This window comes from Frigoribacterium sp. VKM Ac-2530 (assembly GCF_015350835.1).
Lineage (GTDB): Bacteria > Actinomycetota > Actinomycetes > Actinomycetales > Microbacteriaceae > Frigoribacterium.
Genome location: NZ_JADKSE010000002.1, coordinates 1,113,438 through 1,133,148 on the forward strand (window position 1 = coordinate 1,113,438; position 19,711 = coordinate 1,133,148).

The 19,711-nt window shown below is 74.4% G+C and carries 18 protein-coding genes; 10 read left to right on the forward strand and 8 right to left on the reverse strand.

Annotated elements, in window-relative coordinates; genetic code table 11:
* Nucleotides 1-59 precede the first annotated feature (59 nt).
* The 3 genes from ITJ48_RS14220 to ITJ48_RS14230 form a co-directional block, all read right to left on the reverse strand.
* Nucleotides 60-1,439 (reverse strand): NAD(P)/FAD-dependent oxidoreductase, encoded by a 1,380-nt coding sequence (locus ITJ48_RS14220; RefSeq protein WP_370544940.1) that lies wholly within the window; start codon nucleotides 1,437-1,439, stop codon nucleotides 60-62.
* A 13-nt stretch (nucleotides 1,440-1,452) separates the two neighbouring features.
* The gene (gene hemE / locus ITJ48_RS14225; protein WP_194614143.1) at nucleotides 1,453-2,508 is read right to left on the reverse strand and encodes a uroporphyrinogen decarboxylase; all 1,056 of its coding nucleotides are present in this window, start codon (nucleotides 2,506-2,508) and stop codon (nucleotides 1,453-1,455) included.
* A gap of 123 nt (nucleotides 2,509-2,631) precedes the next feature.
* Nucleotides 2,632-3,675: an NADP-dependent oxidoreductase gene (locus tag ITJ48_RS14230; RefSeq protein WP_194614144.1), complete on the reverse strand. Its 1,044-nt coding sequence runs from the start codon at nucleotides 3,673-3,675 to the stop codon at nucleotides 2,632-2,634.
* Between the two features lie 177 nt (nucleotides 3,676-3,852).
* Between ITJ48_RS14230 and ITJ48_RS14235 the strand changes: the two genes are divergently transcribed.
* On the forward strand, nucleotides 3,853-5,145 hold the full coding sequence (locus ITJ48_RS14235) for a glutamyl-tRNA reductase (RefSeq protein ID WP_194614145.1): 1,293 nt from the start codon (nucleotides 3,853-3,855) through the stop codon (nucleotides 5,143-5,145).
* Between the two features lie 226 nt (nucleotides 5,146-5,371).
* Complete coding sequence (locus ITJ48_RS14240; RefSeq protein ID WP_194614146.1) at nucleotides 5,372-5,779, forward strand: NUDIX domain-containing protein; 408 nt, start codon at nucleotides 5,372-5,374, stop codon at nucleotides 5,777-5,779.
* 203 nt (nucleotides 5,780-5,982) lie between these two features.
* On the opposite strand, the gene ITJ48_RS14245 is transcribed toward ITJ48_RS14240, so the two are convergent.
* Both ITJ48_RS14245 and ITJ48_RS14250 read right to left on the reverse strand, forming a co-directional pair.
* Complete coding sequence (locus ITJ48_RS14245; protein WP_194614147.1) at nucleotides 5,983-6,858, reverse strand: serine hydrolase; 876 nt, start codon at nucleotides 6,856-6,858, stop codon at nucleotides 5,983-5,985.
* A 140-nt stretch (nucleotides 6,859-6,998) separates the two neighbouring features.
* Nucleotides 6,999-8,963 carry a M13 family metallopeptidase gene (locus ITJ48_RS14250; protein ID WP_194614148.1) on the reverse strand — a complete coding sequence of 655 codons (1,965 nt, stop codon included), beginning with the start codon at nucleotides 8,961-8,963 and terminating at the stop codon, nucleotides 6,999-7,001.
* 128 nt (nucleotides 8,964-9,091) lie between these two features.
* On the opposite strand from ITJ48_RS14250, the gene ITJ48_RS14255 reads away from it, so the two are divergent.
* Together ITJ48_RS14255 and ITJ48_RS14260 are read left to right on the forward strand one after the other, a co-directional pair.
* Nucleotides 9,092-10,357 carry a uracil-xanthine permease family protein gene (locus tag ITJ48_RS14255; RefSeq protein WP_194614149.1) on the forward strand — a complete coding sequence of 422 codons (1,266 nt, stop codon included), beginning with the start codon at nucleotides 9,092-9,094 and terminating at the stop codon, nucleotides 10,355-10,357.
* A gap of 2 nt (nucleotides 10,358-10,359) precedes the next feature.
* The gene (locus ITJ48_RS14260; protein WP_370544941.1) at nucleotides 10,360-11,685 is read left to right on the forward strand and encodes an MATE family efflux transporter; all 1,326 of its coding nucleotides are present in this window, start codon (nucleotides 10,360-10,362) and stop codon (nucleotides 11,683-11,685) included.
* A gap of 140 nt (nucleotides 11,686-11,825) precedes the next feature.
* Here the strand turns inward: ITJ48_RS14260 and ITJ48_RS14265 are convergent, their stop codons facing one another.
* Nucleotides 11,826-12,893, reverse strand: coding sequence for a LacI family DNA-binding transcriptional regulator (locus tag ITJ48_RS14265; RefSeq protein ID WP_192170118.1), 1,068 nt, complete (start codon nucleotides 12,891-12,893; stop codon nucleotides 11,826-11,828).
* A 149-nt stretch (nucleotides 12,894-13,042) separates the two neighbouring features.
* Between ITJ48_RS14265 and ITJ48_RS14270 the strand changes: the two genes are divergently transcribed.
* Genes ITJ48_RS14270 through ITJ48_RS14285 form a run of 4 tightly spaced genes read left to right on the forward strand, consistent with a single transcriptional unit; the run spans nucleotide 13,043 to nucleotide 17,021 of the window.
* On the forward strand, nucleotides 13,043-14,278 hold the full coding sequence (locus tag ITJ48_RS14270; RefSeq protein ID WP_133739090.1) for an MFS transporter: 1,236 nt from the start codon (nucleotides 13,043-13,045) through the stop codon (nucleotides 14,276-14,278).
* A gap of 35 nt (nucleotides 14,279-14,313) precedes the next feature.
* Complete coding sequence (gene nucS / locus ITJ48_RS14275) at nucleotides 14,314-15,009, forward strand: endonuclease NucS (RefSeq protein ID WP_123547425.1); 696 nt, start codon at nucleotides 14,314-14,316, stop codon at nucleotides 15,007-15,009.
* 48 nt (nucleotides 15,010-15,057) lie between these two features.
* Nucleotides 15,058-15,747 carry an HAD hydrolase-like protein gene (locus ITJ48_RS14280; RefSeq protein WP_194614150.1) on the forward strand — a complete coding sequence of 230 codons (690 nt, stop codon included), beginning with the start codon at nucleotides 15,058-15,060 and terminating at the stop codon, nucleotides 15,745-15,747.
* The gene (locus tag ITJ48_RS14285) at nucleotides 15,744-17,021 is read left to right on the forward strand and encodes an MFS transporter (protein WP_194614151.1); all 1,278 of its coding nucleotides are present in this window, start codon (nucleotides 15,744-15,746) and stop codon (nucleotides 17,019-17,021) included. Before ITJ48_RS14280 ends, ITJ48_RS14285 begins: the two co-directional genes overlap by 4 nt.
* Before the next feature lie 40 nt (nucleotides 17,022-17,061).
* Here ITJ48_RS14285 and ITJ48_RS14290 read toward each other — a convergent pair whose 3' ends face one another.
* On the reverse strand, nucleotides 17,062-17,949 hold the full coding sequence (locus tag ITJ48_RS14290; RefSeq protein WP_194614152.1) for an NAD(P)H-binding protein: 888 nt from the start codon (nucleotides 17,947-17,949) through the stop codon (nucleotides 17,062-17,064).
* Here ITJ48_RS14290 and ITJ48_RS16505 point away from each other — a divergent pair.
* Nucleotides 17,948-18,070 (forward strand): hypothetical protein, encoded by a 123-nt coding sequence (locus tag ITJ48_RS16505; RefSeq protein ID WP_255524556.1) that lies wholly within the window; start codon nucleotides 17,948-17,950, stop codon nucleotides 18,068-18,070. The genes ITJ48_RS14290 and ITJ48_RS16505 overlap by 2 nt on opposite strands.
* Nucleotides 18,071-18,124: 54 nt before the next feature.
* Nucleotides 18,125-19,039, forward strand: coding sequence for a cation diffusion facilitator family transporter (locus ITJ48_RS14295; protein WP_194614153.1), 915 nt, complete (start codon nucleotides 18,125-18,127; stop codon nucleotides 19,037-19,039).
* Between the two features lie 13 nt (nucleotides 19,040-19,052).
* Here ITJ48_RS14295 and ITJ48_RS14300 read toward each other — a convergent pair whose 3' ends face one another.
* A complete protein-coding gene (locus ITJ48_RS14300; RefSeq protein ID WP_194614154.1) occupies nucleotides 19,053-19,589 on the reverse strand; it encodes a universal stress protein in 537 nt (178 codons plus the stop codon).
* Nucleotides 19,590-19,711 lie beyond the last annotated feature (122 nt).

Sequence of the window (19,711 nt, forward strand, 5' to 3'; positions counted from 1 at the left end):
GGCGACTCGAGAGCGAGCGCGAGCGCGAGCTCGGGCGACCAGGTCAGCGGGCGACCAGGTCAGCGGCCGACGAGGTCGGCGGCGACGCGACGCGCGTGGGCGATCACGGCGGCGAGTCCCCGGCCCGCCACGGCGCCGCCGACCCGGACGACGCCGTCGGGCAGCGACGAGGAGGCGCCCGCCGCCTCCTGCGGGAGGGGCGCGGACCACTCGACGCGCGCCGCGTCCTCGACGGCGGCGGGGTCGAGCGACAGCCCGAGCAGCACCGAGGCGTCGGCGAGCGCCGTGGAGCGCAGCTCGTCGTCGGTCGTGGCCGCCGTGACGACCGGGGAGTCGTAGCTGAGCCGGAGGACGTGCCGGCCGTCGGCCCGCTCCGCGAGCCACGGCCACTTCGCCGTGGCGTGGGTGAGCGCCTTGGCGCGCACGCCGTCGGCGCCGGGCGCGACGAGGACGCCGGTGCCGCGGGGAGCCGCGTCGAGCCGGTCGTCGCGCAGCACGAGCGTCGCCAGCGTGATGAGGCCCGCGGCGTGGGCGGGTCGCCCGCCGAGCACGCGTCCCGCTCCGTCGCCGACCGCGAGCACGACGACGTCGGCCTCGAGGCGCTCGGGCGTCGCGCCGTGCTCGTCGTGAGCGACGTCGTCGCTGCCGGTCAGCGTCACCGAGCGGGCGTCGAGCACGGCGACGTGGGCGCCGAGCCGCACCTCGACGCCGAGGCGGTCGAGCTCGGCGACCAGCGTCTCCGCCAGGCTCGCCATGCCGCCGCGCAGCCCGGCGACCGCGGACCCCGCCGGCGCGAGCGCGCGCACGCTGAGGACCGCCGCGGCCAACGAGCCCTCCCGGCGCAGCGCCGCCCGGAGGCCGGGGGCGACCCGGTCGACGGAGAGCAGGTCGGGGTGCACCGAGTGGACGCCGCCGATGATCGGGGTGACGAGCCGGTCGAGCACGGCGTCGCCCATGCGGACGCGGACCAAGCCGCCGACCGAGGTCTCGTCGGCGCCGACGTCGCCCGGCGCCGTGTCGAGCCGTGCCGCCTCGGCCGTGCCCGTGATGCCGACGACCGCGACGACGTCGTCGGCCGTCAGGTCGCCGGGGATGCCGAGCAGGCCCGTGCGGGGAAGGGGGAAGGCCTGTCCGGCGCCGTGCTGCACCCAGGCCCCGCGGGGGTCGGGCAGCACGACGTCGCCGCCGAGCCCGAGCTCGTCGAGGTACGCCTGCACCGTGCCGCCGCGCGTCGCGAAGCTCTCGGCGCCCGCGTCGAGGGGCAGGCCGCCGACGACGTGGCGGCCGACCTCGCCGCCGAGCCGGTCCGAGGCCTCGACGAGCGTGACCGCGACGCCGGCCGCCGCGAGGTCGCGCGCGACGACGAGGCCGGCGACGCCGCCGCCCACCACGAGGGCACGCTGCGCGGCCGCCCCGGAGGAGCGGGTCGCCTCGGTCACGGTCGCGCGCCTCCTACAGGGTGTGGGCCAGCGCGACGATGCGGGTCAGCACGTCGGGGTCGGTGTCGGGTCCGACGCCGTGGCCGAGGTTGAGGACGTGCGCGGGGGCGGCACGGCCCCGACGGACGACCTCGCGGACGTGCGCCTCGAGCACCGGCCACGGCGCCTGCAGCATCGCCGGGTCGATGTTGCCCTGGACGGGCACGCCGCCGCCGAGTCGCCGCGAGGCCTCGTCGAGCGGGATGCGCCAGTCGACCCCGACCGCGTCGACCCCGACGCCGTGCATGGCGCTCAGCACCTCGCCGCTGCCGACGCCGAAGTGGATGGTCGGGACGTCGAGGTCGGCGACGTGCGACAGCGCCCGCGCCGAGAACGGCGCCACGTGCTGCTCGTAGTCGGACAGCGACAGGCTGCCGACCCACGAGTCGAAGAGCTGGGCGGCGCTGGCGCCGGCGAGCACCTGGGCGCGGAGGAACGCCCCCGTCACGTCGGCGGCCCAGCCGAGCAGGGCCTGCCAGGTCTCGGGATCGCTGTGCATGAGGGCGCGGGCGCGGATGTGGTCCTTCGACGGGCCGCCCTCGACGAGGTAGGCCGCCAGCGTGAAGGGGGCACCGGCGAAACCGATCAGGGGGGTGTCGCCCAGCTCGGCCACGGTGCGGGCGACGCCCTCGGCGATCGGGGCCAGCGCCTCCTGCTCGAGCGGACGCAGCGCGGCGACGTCGTCGGGCGTGCGGATCGGCTGGTCGAGCACGGGACCGCGCCCGGCGACGATGTCGACGCCGACCCCCGCGAGCTTGATCGGCACGACGATGTCGCTGAAGAAGATGCCGGCGTCCACGCCGTGGCGACGGACGGGCTGCAGGGTGATCTCGCTCGAGAGCGCCGGGTCGAGGCAGGCGTCGAGCATCGCGGTGCCGACGCGCAGGGCCCGGTACTCGGGCAGCGAGCGTCCGGCCTGGCGCATGAACCAGACGGGCAGCACCTCGGGCCGGTCGCCGCGCAGGGCACGGACGAGCGACGAGGAGGCGGTGCGGCCGGAGAGGAGCGGGTGCGTGTCGGGCAGGGTCACGTGCCCCAGTGTCCCACCCGCCCGCTGGGCAGCGCCGGGATCGAGGTGACGCGGCCGAGGGGTGCGCGTCGGACGCACTCCCCCGGAGCGTCACCTCGAGGTCGGACCGAGGTCAGACCGAGGTCAGACCGCGACGACCATCTTGCCGACGTTCTCGCCGCGCATCAGGCCGGTGAACGCGTCGAAGGCCGAGTGGATCCCCTCGACGACGGTCTCGTCGTGCACGACCTCGCCGGCCGCGAGCCACGGGCCCATCTCGGCCTGGAACGCGGGAGCGACGTGGCGGTAGTTCCCGAGCGTGAAGCCCTTGAGCATCAGGCCGCGGGTCACGATGTTCGTGGTGCCGGTGATGCCGACGGGTGCGCCCGTCGCGTTGTAGCCGGCGATCGAGCCGCAGAGCGCTGCCCGGCCGCCGTCCTTGAAGCTGGCCAGCGCGGCGGACAGGTGGTCGCCTCCCACGTTGTCGAAGTAGAGGTCGATGCCGTCGGGCGCGGCCTGGGCCAGCAGCTCGGCGACGTCGCCGTCCTTGTAGTTGAACGCGGCGTCGAAGCCGTACTTCGAGGTGAGCAGCTCGACCTTCTCCGCGCTGCCGGCGCTGCCGATCACGCGGGAGGCGCCCTTCAGCCGGGCGATCTGGCCGACCATCGTGCCGACCGCGCCCGCGGCGCCCGAGACGAAGACGACGTCTCCCTCGCGGATGCCCGCGATCTCGGTCAGCCCGACGTAGGCCGTCAGGCCGGTGAGGCCGAGCACGCCGAGGTAGGCGGAGAGCTCGACGCCGGGCGCCGGCTCGACGGCCCGGAACGACGAGGAGGCGGCCTGCGCGACGTCGCGCCAGCCCAGGTCGTGCTGCACGACCGTGCCGACGGGCAGGTCGTCGGAGGCGGACGCGACGACCCGGCCGATCGCGCCGCCCGTCATCGTCTCGCCGAGGGCGAAGGGCGGCACGTACGACTTCACGTCGTTCATCCGGCCGCGCATGTACGGGTCGACCGAGAGGAACTCGTTGGCCACGCGCACCTCGCCCGCCGCGAGCGCGGGCAGCTCGACCTCGACCTCGCGGACGTCGTCGGCGGTCGGCTCGCCGTGCGGGCGGGCGACGAGCTGCCACTGGGTGCTCGTGGCGGTGCTGCCGGCGTCGGTGGTGCTGGTGGTGCCTTCGGTCATGGTGGTGCTCCTCTGGTCGTGCGGGGCCTCGATGATGCGAGGCCGTCTGCCAGGCTGACAGGCGCCTCCTGAACGCGCGCTGCGGAATGTGCAGCCTGTGCACAGATCGCCTGTGCACAGCCTCGACATCGAGGCAACCCCCGGGTTCGACCGGCGCATGAGAGTTATCATCGACGGGTGCTCATCTGCCTCACGGCGTCCCACCGGAACGCCAGCTTCGACCTCCTCGAGAAGTTGAGCATCGGCGCACCCTCCGCGGCGAGCACCCTGGTCGACGCGAACGACTTCGTGGGCGGGGCCGTCGTGCTCGCGACCTGCAACCGGTTCGAGGCGTACGTCGACGTGGAAGAGCCGCTGACGGCCGCCGCCTCCGTCGCGGTCGAGGCCACCATCAGCACCATGAGCGAGGCCAGCGGCATCGACGCCGACGAGATGCGCGACAACGTCCGCGTCATCACCGGCGACGAGGTCGTCGAGCACCTGTTCGCCGTGAGCTCGGGCCTCGAGTCTGTCGTCATCGGCGAGGACGAGATCTCTGGCCAGGTCCGCCGGGCCCTCGAGGCCGCCCGCACGCGCGGCACGACGTCGCGCGACCTCGAGCGCCTGTTCCAGAAGGCGTCCCAGACCTCGCGCGGGGTCAAGAACCGCACCAACGTCGGCGGGGCCGGCCGCTCGCTCGTCCGCCTCGCCCTCGAGCTCGCCTCGTCGCGGGTGACCGACTGGTCGCAGGCGCGCGTGCTCATCGTCGGCACCGGCCAGTACGCGGCCACCACCGTGGCCGCGCTGCGCGACCGGGGCGCGGGCGACATGGCCGTGTTCTCGGCGTCGGGACGCGCCTCCTGGTTCGGGCTCAAGCACGACCTGCGCCCCTTCGACGACCTGGCCGAGGCCATCTCGTGGAGCGACGTGCTCATCACCTGCACCTCGACCACCGAGCCCGTCGTCGTCCCCGAGGTCGTCGACGCCTCGCGCCGCCTCGTCATCGACCTCGGCCTGCCCCGCAACGTCGACCCCCTCGTCGCCCGCGTGCCCGGGGTCGAGCTGCTCGACCTCGAGACGATCAGCCTGCACGCCCCGATGGCCGAGCTGACCGCGGCCGACGACGCCCGCGCACTGGTCTCGAGCGCCGCCGCCGAGTTCCACGCCGTCGCCGCTGAGCAGTCGCTCACCCCGGCCGTCGTCGCGCTGCGCCGCCACGTCTTCGACCTGCTCGACGCCGAGATCGAGCGGGCCCGGTCGCGCGGCGACTCGTCCGAGCGCACGGAGTCGGCGCTGCGCCACCTGGCCGGCGTGCTGCTGCACACCCCGTCGGTGCGGGCCCGCGAGCTCGCCCGCGAGGGGCGCGGCGAGGAGTTCCGCGACGGCCTCGAGTCGCTGTTCGGCCTGACGGACACCCGCGCGGCCGCCGTCGAGCCCGCCGTGCTGCGCCCTGCCGACGACGAGCGGCTCCGCCACCGCGACGTCGGCTGACCCGCCTCCGCGTCATGCTCCGCGGCACCTCCTCCTCCATCGCGACTCCTCTTCAGCGCTCCTCCGTGGCCGATGTCACCCCACAACGGATGCTGCTCTCCGCCGTCTCGCCGCAGAACCCGACCTCGGCCGCTGGCATGACGGGAGATCCAGGCCTTGCAGCTCATCTCGACCCGAGATAGTCGGCATTTGCGGGTGCGGGTGCGTGATGCCTGAGGATGGGGTGATGGACCCGATCGTCGTCAGTGCCCTCGTGCTGGTGCGCGACCGGCGCCTCCTCATGGTCACGGCTCGCGGACGCGACGTGCTCTACCTCCCCGGCGGCAAGCAGGAGGCAGGCGAGACCGGCGAGGACGCCCTCGTCCGCGAGACCCGCGAGGAGGTCGACCTCGAGCTCGACCGCTCGTCGCTCCGCGAGCTCGGCACCGTCCGGACCCAGGCCCACGGCGAGCCCGAGGGGCGCGAGGTGCACATGCGCCTCTGGTCGGCGAGGCCGACGGACGACGGAGCCGAGCCGTCGCCCTCGGGCGAGATCGGCGCGCTGCACTGGGTCACGTCGGCGGACGCGCACCGGTGCCCTCCCGCAGGCGTCGAGACCCTGCGCGTCGCGGTCGAGCTCGGCCTGGTCGACTGAGCTGCGCCCGCCCCCGGGCCCAGCCCTGCCCCTGGCGCTGCCGCTGCCGCTGTAGCCGGAACTGCAGAACCCGACCTCGAGTGCTGCAATGACGGGAATTCCCCGTGTTGCAGGGCCTCCGCGGGCCGAACGGTCGGCATGTGCTGGTCGGCATGTGCCGGACGGCACGTGCGAGGCGCGGGTGGGCCGGGACGGGCCGCGCGTCAGCGGACGCGCGCGAGCAGGTCGACGCCGACCGCGCGGGCCGCGGCGAGCACCCGGAGGCGGCGGTCGAGCGTGAGGTCGTCGAACGTCATCGTCACGGCGTAGGCCACCCCGCCCCGCGGCCCACGCAGCACCCCGAGCTCGGACCGCACACCGCGGTCGCTGCCCACCGCGTTGACGAGCTGCAGGTCGTGGTCGGTCCGGCGGTGCGAGACGGGGTCGAGGCCGAGGGGCGCCGCGACGAACGACAGGTCGACCCCGAGCGACAGCCAGCCGAGCACCCGGCTGCTGACCGCGGACCCGACCACCTGCCCCTGCGCGAGCAGGGCCGTCAGCTGGGCGAGTTCCCGGGTCGAGCCGACGGAGGGGGCAGGCGCGTCGTCGGGACCGCGCTCGGACCGGATCTCGTCGAGCAGTGCGGTGTTCCTCACGCCCAGGTCGTCGGCCCTGGCCCTGACCGCCTCGAGCCCGACCCTCGCGAGCAGCGCGTTGACGGCGGCGGGGTCGCGCACGGCCCCGACGAGGGCGGCCGCGTCGGTGACGGCCAGCCGACGCCGTTGCAGGTACGACCAGATGCCGCCGCCGCCGAGGGCAGCCCGGCTGCCCGGACCGGCGATGCGCTCGAGCTCGTCGAGGGCGCCGAGCTGACCTGCCTCGATCTGGGCGCTGACCTCGATCAGCAGCAGCACGGCCCCGAGCTGTCCGACGGGCAGCACGACGCGGTCGTCCACGGCCAGGAGCTCGGTGCCGTCGTCGAGGTCCCAGACCGACGCGGAGACCCGCACGCCCTCGGCCGCGACGTCGCCCAGGGCCGTGAGCGCGCGCCCGAGACCGGCCGGCGGCGAGGGCGGCGCGTGCCGCCCTGCCTCGACCACCTCGTCCGCCCGGCTGCTGTGCCGACCGGACCGACCATCCCGACCCGGGTCACCCCGACCGGGCTGCCCCTCGCGACCGGGCAGCCCCTCGTGGCCGGGCAGCCCCTCCTGGCCGATCGGGCCCTCCGCGGGCGGCACGGCTACCAGATCGTGACGCGCTGCTCGGCGGGGAGCCAGAGCGCGTCGGACTCCGTCAGCTCGAACGCGTCGTAGAAGTCGTCGATGTTGCGCACGATCTGGTTGCAGCGGAACTCGTTGGGCGAGTGCGGGTCGATCGACAGCAGCCGGATCGCCTCCTCGTCGCGGAGCTTGATCTGCCACGCCTGCGCCCAGCTGAGGAAGAAGCGCTGCGCCCCCGTCATCCCGTCGATCACCGGCGCCTCGGCGCCGTCGAGCGAGATCAGGTACGCGTCGTAGGCGATGGACAGCCCGCCGAGGTCGCCGATGTTCTCGCCGATCGTGAGCGCGCCGTTGACGTGGTGCTCGGGCACCTGTGCCGGGGAGAGGGCGTCGTACTGCGAGATGAGCGAGGTCGTGAGGCGCTCGAAGGCCTCGCGGTCCGCCGGCGTCCACCAGTCGGTGAGCTTGCCGTCGCCGTCGTACTTCGAGCCCTGGTCGTCGAAGCCGTGGCCGATCTCGTGCCCGATCACGGCGCCGATGGCGCCGTAGTTGGCCGCGGCGTCGCGGCTCGCGTCGAAGAAGGGGAACTGGAGGATGGCCGCCGGGAACACGATCTCGTTGAAGCCGGGGTTGTAGTACGCGTTGATGGTCTGCGGCGTCATGAACCACTCGTCGCGGTCGATGGGCTGGCCGATCTTGCCCAGCTCGCGGTCGAAGCCGACGACGGCCGAGGCGCGGACGTTGCCGACGAGGTCGCCGGGGTCGACCTCGAGGGCCGAGTAGTCGCGCCACGTCACGGGGAAGCCGATCTTGGGCGTGAACTTCTCGAGCTTGTCGAGGGCCCGCGCCCGCGTCTCGTCGGTCATCCACGACAGGTCGGCGATGCTGCGACGGTAGGCCTCGACGAGGTTCTCGACCAGCACGTCCATCGCCTCCTTCGCCTCGGGCGCGAAGTGGCGCTCGACGTAGATGCGGCCGACGGCCTCGCCCATGGCGCCCTCGACGAACGAGACGCCGCGCTTCCAGCGGGCCCGCTGCACGGGGGTGCCCGTCAGGGTGCGGCCGTAGAAGTCGAAGTTCGCCTCGACGAAGGCCGACGACAGGTACGCGGCGAACGAGCGGACGACCTGCCAGCGCAGCCAGTCCTGCCAGGCCGGGAGGTGCTCGTCGGTCATCAGCCCGGCGAGGCCCGTCACGAACGAGGGCTCGCGCACGACGACCTCGTCGAAGACGCCGGCGGGCGCGCCCACCGCGTCGCGCCACACGTCGAGGTCGACGCCCTCGGCGAGCGCGGCGGCCTCGGACCAGGGCAGCAGGTTGTAGGTCGCGTCGCTGTCACGGGTCGCGACGTTGTCCCAGTGGTGCGACGCGACGGCGGTCTCGAGCTGCATCACGCGCGAGGCCCGCTCGTCGGCGTCGTCGAGGCCCGCGAGCCCCAGCATGCGCGAGACGAAGGCCACGTAGGAGGTGCGGATCGCCTCGCTCTTCTCCTCGCGGTAGTACGACTCGTCGGGCAGCCCCAGGCCGCCCTGCTCGACCTGCACGACGTACCGCGTGGGGTCGCCCGGGTCGTTGTCGACGAAGAGCTGGACGAAGCTCGCGACGCCCTGCTTCTCGAAGGCGCCGACGAGGCGGAGCAGCCCGGGCACGTCGTCGACGGACGCGACCGTCTCGAGGAGCGGGCGCAGCGGCTCGGCGCCGAGCGCCTCCACCCGGGCCTCGTCGGTGAAGCTGGTGAACAGGTCGCCGACCTTGCGCGCCTCGGTGCCCGGCTCGGCCGACTGCGACTCGTGCACGATGTCGCGGACCGCCGCCTCCGCCTCTTCTGCGAGGAGGTAGAAGGAGCCGTAGCGCGCCTTGTCGTCGGGGATCTCGGTCCGCTCGATCCACCGCCCGTTGACGTGGCGGAACAGGTCGTCCTGAGGGCGCACGCCCGCGTCGAGCTCGTCGGTGGTGATGCCGGAGGACAGTGCGTCGGTCGTCATGTCCGCCAGCCTAGGCGGGGCCGGCGACGCCGCGCCCGACGCGACGGGGCCTGTGCAGAGCGCCCTGCCCCTCCACAGGCGCGGCGCAGGAAACGAGCAGGAAACAGCGCGCCGCTACAGTTCTGCCCATGGCACTCCCCTGGGCACTGCACGGCGACGGCAAGACGGTCGACTCCACCGAGATCGTCGCCCCGGAGGAGCGGCTCACCTGGCCGCGCACCATCGGCCTGGGCGGTCAGCACGTCGTCGCCATGTTCGGCGCGACGTTCCTCGTGCCGATCATCACGGGCTTCCCGCCGAGCACGACCCTGCTCTTCTCGGGCATCGGCACGCTGCTGTTCCTGATCATCACGAAGAACAAGCTGCCGAGCTACCTCGGGTCGTCGTTCGCGTTCCTCGCGCCCATCGGCGCCGCGACGGCGGTCGGCGGGATCCCGCTCGCGCTCAGCGGGATCATCGTCGTCGGCGCCCTGCTGGCGATCGTCGGCGTCGTCGTGCACCTCGCCGGCACGCACTGGATCAACGCGCTGCTCCCCCCGGTGGTCAGCGGTGCCATCGTCGCCCTGATCGGCTTCAACCTGGCCCCGGCGGCGAGGGACAACTTCGCGCAGGCGCCGCTCACCGCCGTCATCACGCTCGCCGCCGTCGTGCTCAGCGCCGTGCTCTTCAAGGGCCTGCTCGGCCGCCTGTCGATCTTCGTCGGCGTCGTCGTCGGCTACGTCGCCGCCGTGCTGCTCGACGAGGTCGACTTCAGCGCCGTCGGCGACGCTGCCTGGATCGGGCTGCCGACCTTCACGGCGCCCGCGTTCGACCTGGCCCAGCTGCCGATCTACCTCGGGTTCCTGCCCGTCGTGCTCGCCCTCATCGCCGAGAACGTCGGCCACGTGAAGGGCGTCGGGCAGCTGACGAAGCGCGACCTCGACCCGCTGACCGGCCGCGCCCTCTTCGCCGACGGCCTGAGCACCGTGCTCGCCGGCCTCGGCGGCGGCTCGGCGACCACCACCTACGGCGAGAACATCGGCGTGATGAGCGCCACGCGCGTGTTCTCGACCGCCGCCTACTGGGTCGCGGGCGTCGTCGCGATCCTCCTCGGCCTCTCGCCCAAGATCGGCGCCGTCATCTTCACCATCCCGCCGGGGGTCCTCGGCGGCGTGACGACGGCGCTGTACGGGCTGATCGGCGTCATCGGGATCCGCATCTGGGTCGAGAACAAGGTCGACTTCAGCCGCCCGAAGAACCAGCTGACGGCCGGCGTCGCCCTGATCATGGGCATCGCCGACTTCACCTTCGCGCTCGGCGGCGCGAGCTTCGGCGGCATCATCCTCGGCACCGTCGCCGCGATCGTCGTCTACCACCTGATGACCGTGGTCGGCCGCCTCCGCGGCACCGACTAGACGTGCGCCTCCGGTCGCCGCTCGACCGCGAGATCCTCCGCCTGGCCGTGCCCGCGCTGGGCGCGCTCGTGGCCGAGCCGCTGTTCCTCCTCACCGACACGGCCCTCGTCGGGCACCTCGGCTCCGTGCCCCTCGCGGGCCTGGGCGTCGCGAGCGTGATCCTGCAGACGGCCCTCGGCCTGCTGATCTTCCTCGCCTACGCGACGACCCCGACCGTCGCTCGGCGCCTGGGCGCGGGCGACCGCCGCGGAGCGATCCGCGCCGGCGTCGACGGCCTGTGGTTCGCCCTCTTCGTCGGCGTCGCGATCGCCGTGGCGGGCGCGTTCGTCGCCGAGCCGCTCGTCGGCCTCTTCGGGGTCGACGGCGACGTGGCCCGCGCCGCGACGACGTACCTCTCCGTCTCGCTGATCGGCCTGCCGGGCATGCTGGTCGTCATCGCGGCGACGGGCCTGCTCCGCGGCCTGCAGGACACCCGCACGCCGCTCGTCGTCGCCGGCGTCGGGTTCGCGGCGAACGCCGCCCTCAACGCGTTGTTCCTCTACGGCTTCGGCTGGGGCATCGCCGGCTCCGCGGCGGGCACCGTCGTCGCGCAGTGGGGCATGGCCGCCGTCTACGTCGTCATCGCCGTCCGGGCGGCGCGCGACGTCGGCGCCGACCTCCGTCCCGGCCTCGCCGGTGTGGGCCGGACCGCCCGCTCGGGCGCGTGGCTCCTGGTGCGGAACGCGGGTCTGCGGGCCGCGCTCGTCGCGACCGTCGCGGCCGCCGCCTCCTCGGGGGTCGCCGGGCTCGCCGTGATCCAGATCGCGCTGACGCTGTTCAGCACGCTCGCGTTCGCCCTCGACGCCCTCGCGATCGCGGGGCAGGCGATGGTCGGGCACGCGCTCGGCCAGGGCGACCGCGAGCGCGTGCGGGCGATCACTCGGCGGCTGATGCTGTTCGGCGTCGGCGGCGGCGTGCTGCTCGGCGCCCTGCTCGCCGCGCTCGCGCCGGTGCTCGCGCCCGTCTTCAGCAGCGACGAGGGCGTCCGGGCCCTGCTGCCCTCGGTCGTGGTCGCGATGGCCGTCGGGATCCCGCTGGCCGGCTTCGTCTTCGTGCTCGACGGGGTGCTGCTCGGCGCCGGCGACGCGCGGTACCTCGCCGTCGCGAGCGTCGTCAGCGTGCTGGTCTACCTCGCGCTGCTGCTCCCCGTGGAGGCGCGGGTCGGCCCCGACACGGCCGGTGCGGTCGCGCTCTGGCTCACGTTCGGCCTCGGCTACATCGGCGCCCGCGCGGTCACGCTCGGCCTGCGCGCCCGCACCGACCGGTGGATGGTGGTCGGCGCCCGCTGACCGGCGACCGCGGCATCAAACGCGCGTCACTCTCCATCTTCGGGGTCGACTTGCCCCGAACTGTCGCCCGGCGGGCTCGCGAGCAGCCGTTCGGGGCAACTCGAGATGCCGGTGCTCGGAACGAGCCGGAGACCGCGGCGTCAGGCGCGCGGCGGAGCCGTTGTCGAGCCCGGGCGGAACACGCTCGTGAAGATCGTGCCCGTGGCGGCCTCGCCGGCGAGCAGCGCGAGGACGGCGCGACCGGCCGCGCGGCCCTTCTCGACGGCGGGCTGCACCACGGTGGTGAGGTCGGCGGCCCGGGGGTCGTCGAGCCGCACCCCGTCGTAGCCCACGACGCTGAGGTCGCCGGGCACCGAGAGGCCGAGGTCCGCCGCCGCGGCGATGACGCCCGAGGCCAGCAGGTCGCTCTGGGCGATGATCGCCGTCGGGCGCTCGGACGCGGGCACGTCGAGCAGCTGCGTGCCGGCGCGGTGCCCCTCGGACGTCCAGCTGCCGCGCGTGACGAGCCCGCCGGCGTCGGGGTAGACCAGGCGCGTGCCGCGCAGTCGCTCGAGGGCCGGCCAGGTCGTGCCCGCCGCGACCCTCGCGTCGGTGATCCCACCGGTCTCGCGGCCCGGCCCCAGCTCGAGCGCGACGACGGCGACGCGGCGGTGGCCGAGGTCGTGGAGGTGCTGCGCCAGCAGACGGGACGCGCCCACGTTGTCCTCGCCGATGTCGAGCACGCCCTCCATCGGCGGCGCCTCGATCGACACCAGCGGGATGCCGCGGCGTCGCACCGTCGACACGGAGGCGTCGAGGCGCGTGCTGCAGCCGAACAGCACGAGCGCGTCGACCGGGGCGTCGAGCAGGCGGGTGTGCTCGCCCTCGGTCTCGGTGAGCAGCAGCAGGCTGTTGTCGGCGGGGCCCGTGACGTCGGCGATGCCGTCGAGCATCGCCACGTTGATCGGGTCGCGGAAGGCGTTGCTCAGGGTGTCCTCGAGGACGGCGCCGACGATGCCCGAGCGGCCGCGGCGCAGCGACCGCGCACGGGGGTCGGGCCCGCCGTAGCCGAGGTCGGCGGCGACGGCCAGCACGCGGCTGCGCGTCTCGTCCGAGACGGGGCCGGCGCCGCTGAAGGCCAAGGAGGCGGTGCTCGCGCTGACCCCGGCCGCCCGCGCGACCGCGGCGAGGGTCGGCCTCGCGGCGACGTCGCCCTCTGCCCGGCTCATGGGCCGCAGCCTAGCCGACGGAGCCGGGCCCACGGCCGTCGGCCGCCGCGCCCGCGACCGGGCCCGCCCGGCCCCTGGCGGTCCCCGCCCCGACGCCCTACGCTGGCGATCGAATCGATTCGAACACCGACGTCCGAGGTGACACAGCCATGACCGCCGCCCCCGCCGACCAGCGCACCTACGACGGCGGGCTCACCCGTCGGCAGGTGGTCGCCTGGCGGAACGCCCTCTTCGTCGTCTTCGGCCTGTCCGGCCTGGGCATCGCGACCTGGCTCGGCCGCGTGCCCGCCGTCCGCGACGCGCTCGACGCCAGCACGCTCGAGATGGGGCTGCTCGTCACCGGGCTCAGCGTCGGGTCGATCGTGGGCATCACGCTCTCGAGCCACGTCATCGCGGCCGTCGGCGCCCGGCGTGCCGTGCTCGGCTCGCTCGTCACGGCGGCCGCGGGCCTGGTCGCCGCAGGCCTCAGCGTCGACCTCGGCGCGGGGTTCCTCGGCATCGTGGTCGGCCTCGCGGTCTTCGGCCTCGGCAACGGGCTGTGCGACGTCGCGATGAACGTCTCGGGCGCCGCCGCCGAGCGGGTGCTCGGCCGCACGGTCATGCCGCTGTTCCACGCCGCCTTCAGCCTCGGCACGATGGTCGGCGCGCTCCTCAGCGCGGCGGCGGAGGCCGCCGGCGTCCCCGTCGCCGTGCACGTGTCGCTGCTCGCCGTCGTGCTCGCCGGCGTCGCCGTCGTGGTGACCCGGCAGATGCAGTCGGAGGACCTCGGGCACGCGACCTCGGACGACGAGCCGGCGGGCGCCTCCTCGGGGTGGCGCTCGCGCCTGGCGGTCTGGACGACGCCGGGCACCGTGCTGATCGGCCTGATCGTGCTCGGGATGGCGACGGCCGAGGGGTCGGCGAACGACTGGCTCGCCCTCGCGATGGTCGACGGCCACGGCCTCAGCAACTCGGGCGGGGCCGTCGTGTTCTTCGTCTTCGTCACGGCGATGACCGTCGCCCGCGTGGCGGGGTCTCCGCTGCTCGACCGCTTCGGACGCGTGGTGATGCTGCGACTGTCGGCCGTGGCCGCCGTCCTCGGGCTCACCCTCGTCATCGTCGCCCCCGCGCCGTGGCTCGCCGTCGTCGGCGTCGTCGCGTGGGGGCTCGGCTCGGCGCTCGGGTTCCCCGTCGGGCTGTCCGCAGCGGCGGACGACCCGCGCGTCGCCGCCGCACGCGTGAGCGCCGTCGCCACGATCGGCTACGTCGCGTTCCTGGCGATGCCGCCCCTGATCGGCTTCCTCGGCGAGCGCCTCGGCCTGCTGAACGGCCTCTGGGTCGTGCTCGCCCTCATCGCCGTCGCGGGGGTCGCCTCGGGCGCTGCTCGCGAGCCCGCCCGCCGCTGACGCGGCCCCGCCCGGCCGGACCGTAGGATCGTCGGGTGCGTCTCGTCATTGCCCGCTGCTCGGTCGACTACGCCGGCCGGCTCAGCGCCCACCTCCCCCTCGCCACCCGCCTGCTCATGGTCAAGAGCGACGGCAGCCTGCTGGTCCACTCCGACGGCGGCAGCTACAAGCCGCTGAACTGGATGAGCCCGCCGTGCACGCTGACCGTGCTCGAGCCCGACGCCGACCAGCAGGAGGCGGGGGTCGTCGAGCTCTGGAAGGTCACGCAGGCGAAGACCGCCGACATCCTCGTCGTGTCGATCCACGAGGTGCTGCACGACTCGTCGCACGAGATGGGCGTCGACCCCGGGCTCACGAAGGACGGCGTCGAGGCCGACCTGCAGAAGCTGCTCGCCGAGCAGATCGACCTGCTGGGCGAGGGACACGTGCTCGTCCGCCGCGAGTACATGACCGCGATCGGGCCGGTCGACATCCTCGCCCGGGACGCCTCGGGCGCCGCCGTGGCCGTCGAGCTCAAGCGCCGCGGCGACATCGACGGGGTCGAGCAGCTGACGCGCTACCTCGAGCTGATGAACCGCGACCCGCACCTGGCACCCGTCACCGGCGTCTTCGCCGCACAGGAGATCAAGCCGCAGGCCCGCACCCTCGCGCACGACCGCGGCATCCGCACCCTGCTGCTCGACTACGACGCGATGCGCGGGCTCGACGACTCGCACTCGCGTCTGTTCTAGCGGCTCCGCCCGCGCCCGGAGCTCCGCGGCGCTCGTAAGCTGGAGGGGATGACTCCCTCCTACACGGCCGTCCTGTTCGACCTCGACGGCACCATCGCCGACTCGGCGCCGGCGATCACGGCCAGCCTCGCGCACACCATCGCCTCGCTCGGCCTGCCCGTGCCCGAGCAGTCCGAGCTGATGGCGTGGGTCGGCCCGCCCCTGCCGCAGAGCTTCGAGGTGCGCCTCGGCCTGACCGGAGACCGCCTCGCGGAGGCGATGCGCACCTACCGCGCGCACTACCTCGCGAACGGCGCCCTCGAGGGCGAGATCTTCCCGGGCGTCCGCGACCTGCTCGCCAGCGTGCACGCCGCGGGGCTGCCCACGTCGACGGCCACCTCGAAGCCCGAGACGCCGGCCACCAAGATCCTCGAGGCGCACGACCTCGTGCAGTACCTCGACCTGATCACCGGGGCGTCCGACGACGAGGTGCGCAACACGAAGGCCGACGTCGTCGCCGAGGCCCTCCGCCGCCTGCGCGAGCGCGGCGCCGACGTCTCGCGCCCGGTGCTGATCGGCGACCGCCACCACGACGTCGAGGGCGCCGCCGAGCACGACGTGCCGACCATCCTCGTGACCTGGGGCTACGGCGAGCCCGCCGAGCACGTCGGTGCCGTGGCCGTCGCCTCCGACGTGCGCGAGGTGGCCGACCTGCTCGGCGTCGAGCTCGTCGCGGCGCCCGTGCGCGGCGCGGCGTGAGGCAGGCCAGCTCGGCCGCGGTCCGCTCGCCCGCCGCCTGGCTGCTCACCCTCGCGATCGTCCTCATCGCGCTCAACCTGCGCGGCCCCATCGTCGCCACGGCGCCCGTGCTCGGCCAGATGAGCGCCGACCTCGGCCTCACCGCCGTCGTCGCGGGGCTGCTGACCAGCATCCCGGTGCTCTGCTTCGCCCTGGCGAGCCCGCTCGCCTCGAGCCTGATCGTCAAGGTCGGCGCCGAGCGCGCCGTCAGCATCGGCCTCGCCGGGGTCCTGCTCGGCACCGTGCTGCGCGCCCTCGGCACCTCGTCCTGGCTCTACGTCGGCACGATCGTGATCGGCATCGCGATCACCGTCGGCAACGTCGTGCTGCCGGTCATCATCCGGCGCGACTACACGCCCGAGCGCGCGGGCTTCGTCACGGGCATCTACACGTCGGCGCTCAACGTCGGGTCGATGATCACGTCGCTGGCGACCGCGCCGATCGCCTCGGTCGTCGGCTGGCCGGCCGCGCTGGTCGGCTGGGGGCTGCTGGCCGTGCTGGCGGTGGCCGTGTGGGCCGTCGCCGTCGGGCCGCGGGTCGCGCTCGGCGTGGGGGCACGGGCCGGGAGCGGGGCGGTCGACGCAGGAGGCGCCTCCTCGGCCGACGTCATGACCGGCGGCATCGACGTCGTCGAGGCCGCCGCCCACGAGGCCGACGCGGAGGCGCGGCGCCGGCCGCTGCTGCGCCGCTGGACCACCTGGGGCCTCACCCTCGCCTTCGCCGGCCAGGCCTTCGCCTACTACGGGCTCACCGCGTGGATGCCCACGCTGCTCGGCGACGAGATCGGCCTGACCCGCGAGGCCGCCGGGGCGAGCTCGTCGGTGTTCCAGATCATGGCGGTCGTCGGGGCGCTCGGCGTCCCGCTGCTCGCCCTGCGCTGGCGTCCGTCGGCCGTCATCGCGCTGATCGGCGTGCTCTGGACGGCCATGCCGCTCGGCCTCTTCTTCGCGCCCGAGCACTGGCTGATCTGGTCGATCTTCGGCGGCGCGGCCCAGGGCGGGGGCATCACGATCATCTTCATCGTGATCGTGCGGATGGCCACGACCGGCGACGACGCCCGCCGCCTCTCGGCCCTCGTGCAGGGCGGCGGCTACGCCATCGCCTCGCTCGGGCCGCTGGCGATCGGCGGGCTGCACGACGCCTCCGGCGGGTGGGAGCTGCCGATGGTCGGGATCTTCGTGTCGGTGCTCGTGCTCGGGGTCAGCGGCGTGCTGTCCGCGCGACGCGTCCGCTGAGCCGGCGGGTCGCCGTCACCAGCACGTCGCCGTCGGCAGCTCAGGCGCCGCGCGCGCCGAAGAGGGTCTCGATCGTGAGCGGGTCGTGGCCGGTGAGGTCGCGGACGTCGGTCGTGACGCGGGACACCTCGCCCGACGCGATCGACGTGTACGTGCTGACCCACGCATCGGCCTGCCACGGCTCGGGCTGCCAGCGCTGCCGTGACGCGTACGCCTCGTCGAGCGTCTCGTCCACGAACGAGAACGGCCGGCCGAGCGCGCCGGCCAGGCGTGCCGCGGCCTCCTCGAGGCTGACCGCCTCCGAGCCGGTCAGCTCGTAGGTCGCACCGGCGTGCGCCGACGGCTCCTGCAGCACGGCCGCGACGACGTCCGCGACGTCGGCCCGCGCGACCGCGGCGACGCGCCCCGACCCGGCGGGCCCGCGGAGCACGCCCTGTTCGTCCGCGAACTCGGGCAGCACGTCGAGGTAGAAGGAGTCGCGCAGCAGGGTGACCTGCATGCCCGACGAGCGCAGCGCCTCCTCGGTGGCCCAGTGGTCGCGGGCGAGGGTGAACACCGCGTCGGGCGCCGCGCCCTGGAACGACGTGTAGACGACGTGGCCCACGCCGGCCTCGGCGGCCGCCGCGACGAAGTCGAGGTGCTGGGCCCGCCGGTCGGGCGCCTCGGCGGCCGAGACCATGAAGAGGACGTCGACGCCGCGCAGCGCCGCGACGGACGCCTCGTGGTCGCCGTAGGTCGCCTCCGCCACCTCGGCGCCGTCGAGCTGCGGCGCCCTCGAGGCGTCGCGGACGACCAGGCGCTGCCGGACGCCGGCCTCGGCGAGCGCCGCCGCGACACGGCCTCCGACGGCGCCGGTCGAGCCGGTCACGCCGACGAGCGGCCCCGACGAGGAGGAGCGGTGGACGGAGGAGGAGGAGGTCTCGGTCATGACGCTCCCAACGACCGAGGTGCCTCCTGTGTTCCCCCTCCCGGCCCGGGTCGCGCAGTCGGGAACGATCCTCGTCATCGACTGGCTCGCGCACCTGTCGAGCGTCGGTCGCCGCCGGTAGGGTCGACGACGGCCGGCACCCGGCGGGCCGACCGGGTGACGTGAGGAGCGACGCATGGGCCACGACCACGCGCACGGGCACATGGCCGCCGACGGCCGTCGCCTGCGCCTCGCGATCGGCGTCGTCGCCCTCGGCCTCGTCGCCCAGCTCGTCGGCGCGGCCCTCTCCGGCTCGCTCGCCCTGCTCGCCGACTCCGGGCACATGGCCTCCGACCTCGCCGGCCTCGTCATCGCCCTGCTGGCGACGATCGTCGCCGCCCGCCCCGCGAGCGGCCGTCAGACCTACGGCTACCGACGCGCCGAGGTCTTCGCGGCGCTGATCAACGGCCTCGTGCTCGTCGCCGTCTCGCTCTCGGTGGCCGTCGCCGCCGTGTCGCGGCTCCTCGACCCGAGCCATCTCGAGGTGCTGGGCCTGCCGATGCTCGTCGTCGGCCTCGTGGGCGGGGCCACCAACGTCGTGGCGTTGCTCGTGCTGCGCGGCGGGGCCTCCCACTCGATCAACATGCGCGGCGCCTACCTCGAGGTGCTCGGCGACCTGCTGGGGTCCGCGGCGGTCGTCGTCGCCTCGGTCGTCGTGCTGACGACGGGCTTCGCCCAGGCCGACTCGGTCGGCTCGCTGATCATCGCGGCCATGATCGTGCCGCGGGCGTGGTCGCTGCTGCGCGAGGCCGTGCGCGTGCTCTTCGGCTCGGCGCCGGGCGACATCGACCTCGCGGCCGTGCGCGCGCACATCACCGACACGGCCGGGGTGGTCTCCGCCCACGACGTGCACGCCTGGCAGATCACCAGCGGCGCGACCGTCTTCTCGGCGCACGTCGTGGTCGAGCGCGACGTGTTCTGCGACATGCGCGTCGACGAGACGCTCGACGCCCTCGACAGGTGCCTCGCCTCGCACTTCGAGGTCGAGCACGCGACGTTCCAGCTCGAGCCGGCCGACCACGCCGAGCACGAGCGCGCAACGCACGACTGAGCAAGAGGCGCCGCTACAGCTCGTCCTCCCACGGCAGCGCCTGCGTGCGGGCCACGGGTGCGAGCGGCACGACGACCACGGGCCGCGTCTGCCGGTGGCTGAGGTGCAGCGCCACGGAGCCGGCGAAGAACTCGCGCAGGCTCCCCCGGAGCCCCGCCTCCCGGCTGCCCACCACGATCATCGGCGCGTCGATCGTCCCGGCGAACGACGCGAGGCCGGTCGCGGGGTCGCCCGTGAGCGCCACGAAGGCGACGGGGCCGGCGTGGTCCACGAGCACGGTGAGCAGGCGCTCGCGCAGCTCCGGCTCGAAGGCGATCTCGTCGGCCCAGTCCTCCGGCGCGATCGGGTACGAGAGCACGGTCCCGTCGATGCTCTCGGCGAAGGCCATCCGGTCGGGCTCGACGGCCACGCAGGCGAGGCCCGTGCCGAAGCGGCGGGCGAACTCCGCGGCCCGGGCGACGACGGCCTCGGCTGTGGCGGGGACGACGCCCACGACCACCCAGCCGCGCAGCTCCTCCGCCGGGTCCGGGATCTCTCCTGAGCGAGCCACGGCGACCACCTCTCCTGCTCCCGGACGGCGGCGGCGCCGCCGAGCGTGGCCACAGTGAACCACGCGGGTGCCCCTGAGGGGAACCGTCGGACGCCCCGTCGGCCACGGGTCGTGGTCCGGCC

Bases quoted from the DNA above. Each gene is read 5' to 3' on its own strand.
- ITJ48_RS14250 (WP_194614148.1), bottom strand. From the start codon at position 8,963: ATGACGACCGACGCACTGTCCTCCGGCATCACCACCGACGAGCTCGAC.
- ITJ48_RS14240 (WP_194614146.1), top strand. From the start codon at position 5,372: ATGGACCCGATCGTCGTCAGTGCCCTCGTGCTGGTGCGCGACCGGCGC.
- ITJ48_RS14230 (WP_194614144.1), bottom strand. From the start codon at position 3,675: ATGACCGAAGGCACCACCAGCACCACCGACGCCGGCAGCACCGCCACG.
- ITJ48_RS14270 (WP_133739090.1), top strand. From the start codon at position 13,043: ATGACCGCCGCCCCCGCCGACCAGCGCACCTACGACGGCGGGCTCACC.
- ITJ48_RS14255 (WP_194614149.1), top strand. From the start codon at position 9,092: ATGGCACTCCCCTGGGCACTGCACGGCGACGGCAAGACGGTCGACTCC.
- ITJ48_RS14265 (WP_192170118.1), bottom strand. From the start codon at position 12,893: ATGAGCCGGGCAGAGGGCGACGTCGCCGCGAGGCCGACCCTCGCCGCG.
- ITJ48_RS14280 (WP_194614150.1), top strand. From the start codon at position 15,058: ATGACTCCCTCCTACACGGCCGTCCTGTTCGACCTCGACGGCACCATC.
- ITJ48_RS14290 (WP_194614152.1), bottom strand. From the start codon at position 17,949: ATGACCGAGACCTCCTCCTCCTCCGTCCACCGCTCCTCCTCGTCGGGG.
- ITJ48_RS16505 (WP_255524556.1), top strand. From the start codon at position 17,948: ATGACGCTCCCAACGACCGAGGTGCCTCCTGTGTTCCCCCTCCCGGCC.
- ITJ48_RS14295 (WP_194614153.1), top strand. From the start codon at position 18,125: ATGGGCCACGACCACGCGCACGGGCACATGGCCGCCGACGGCCGTCGC.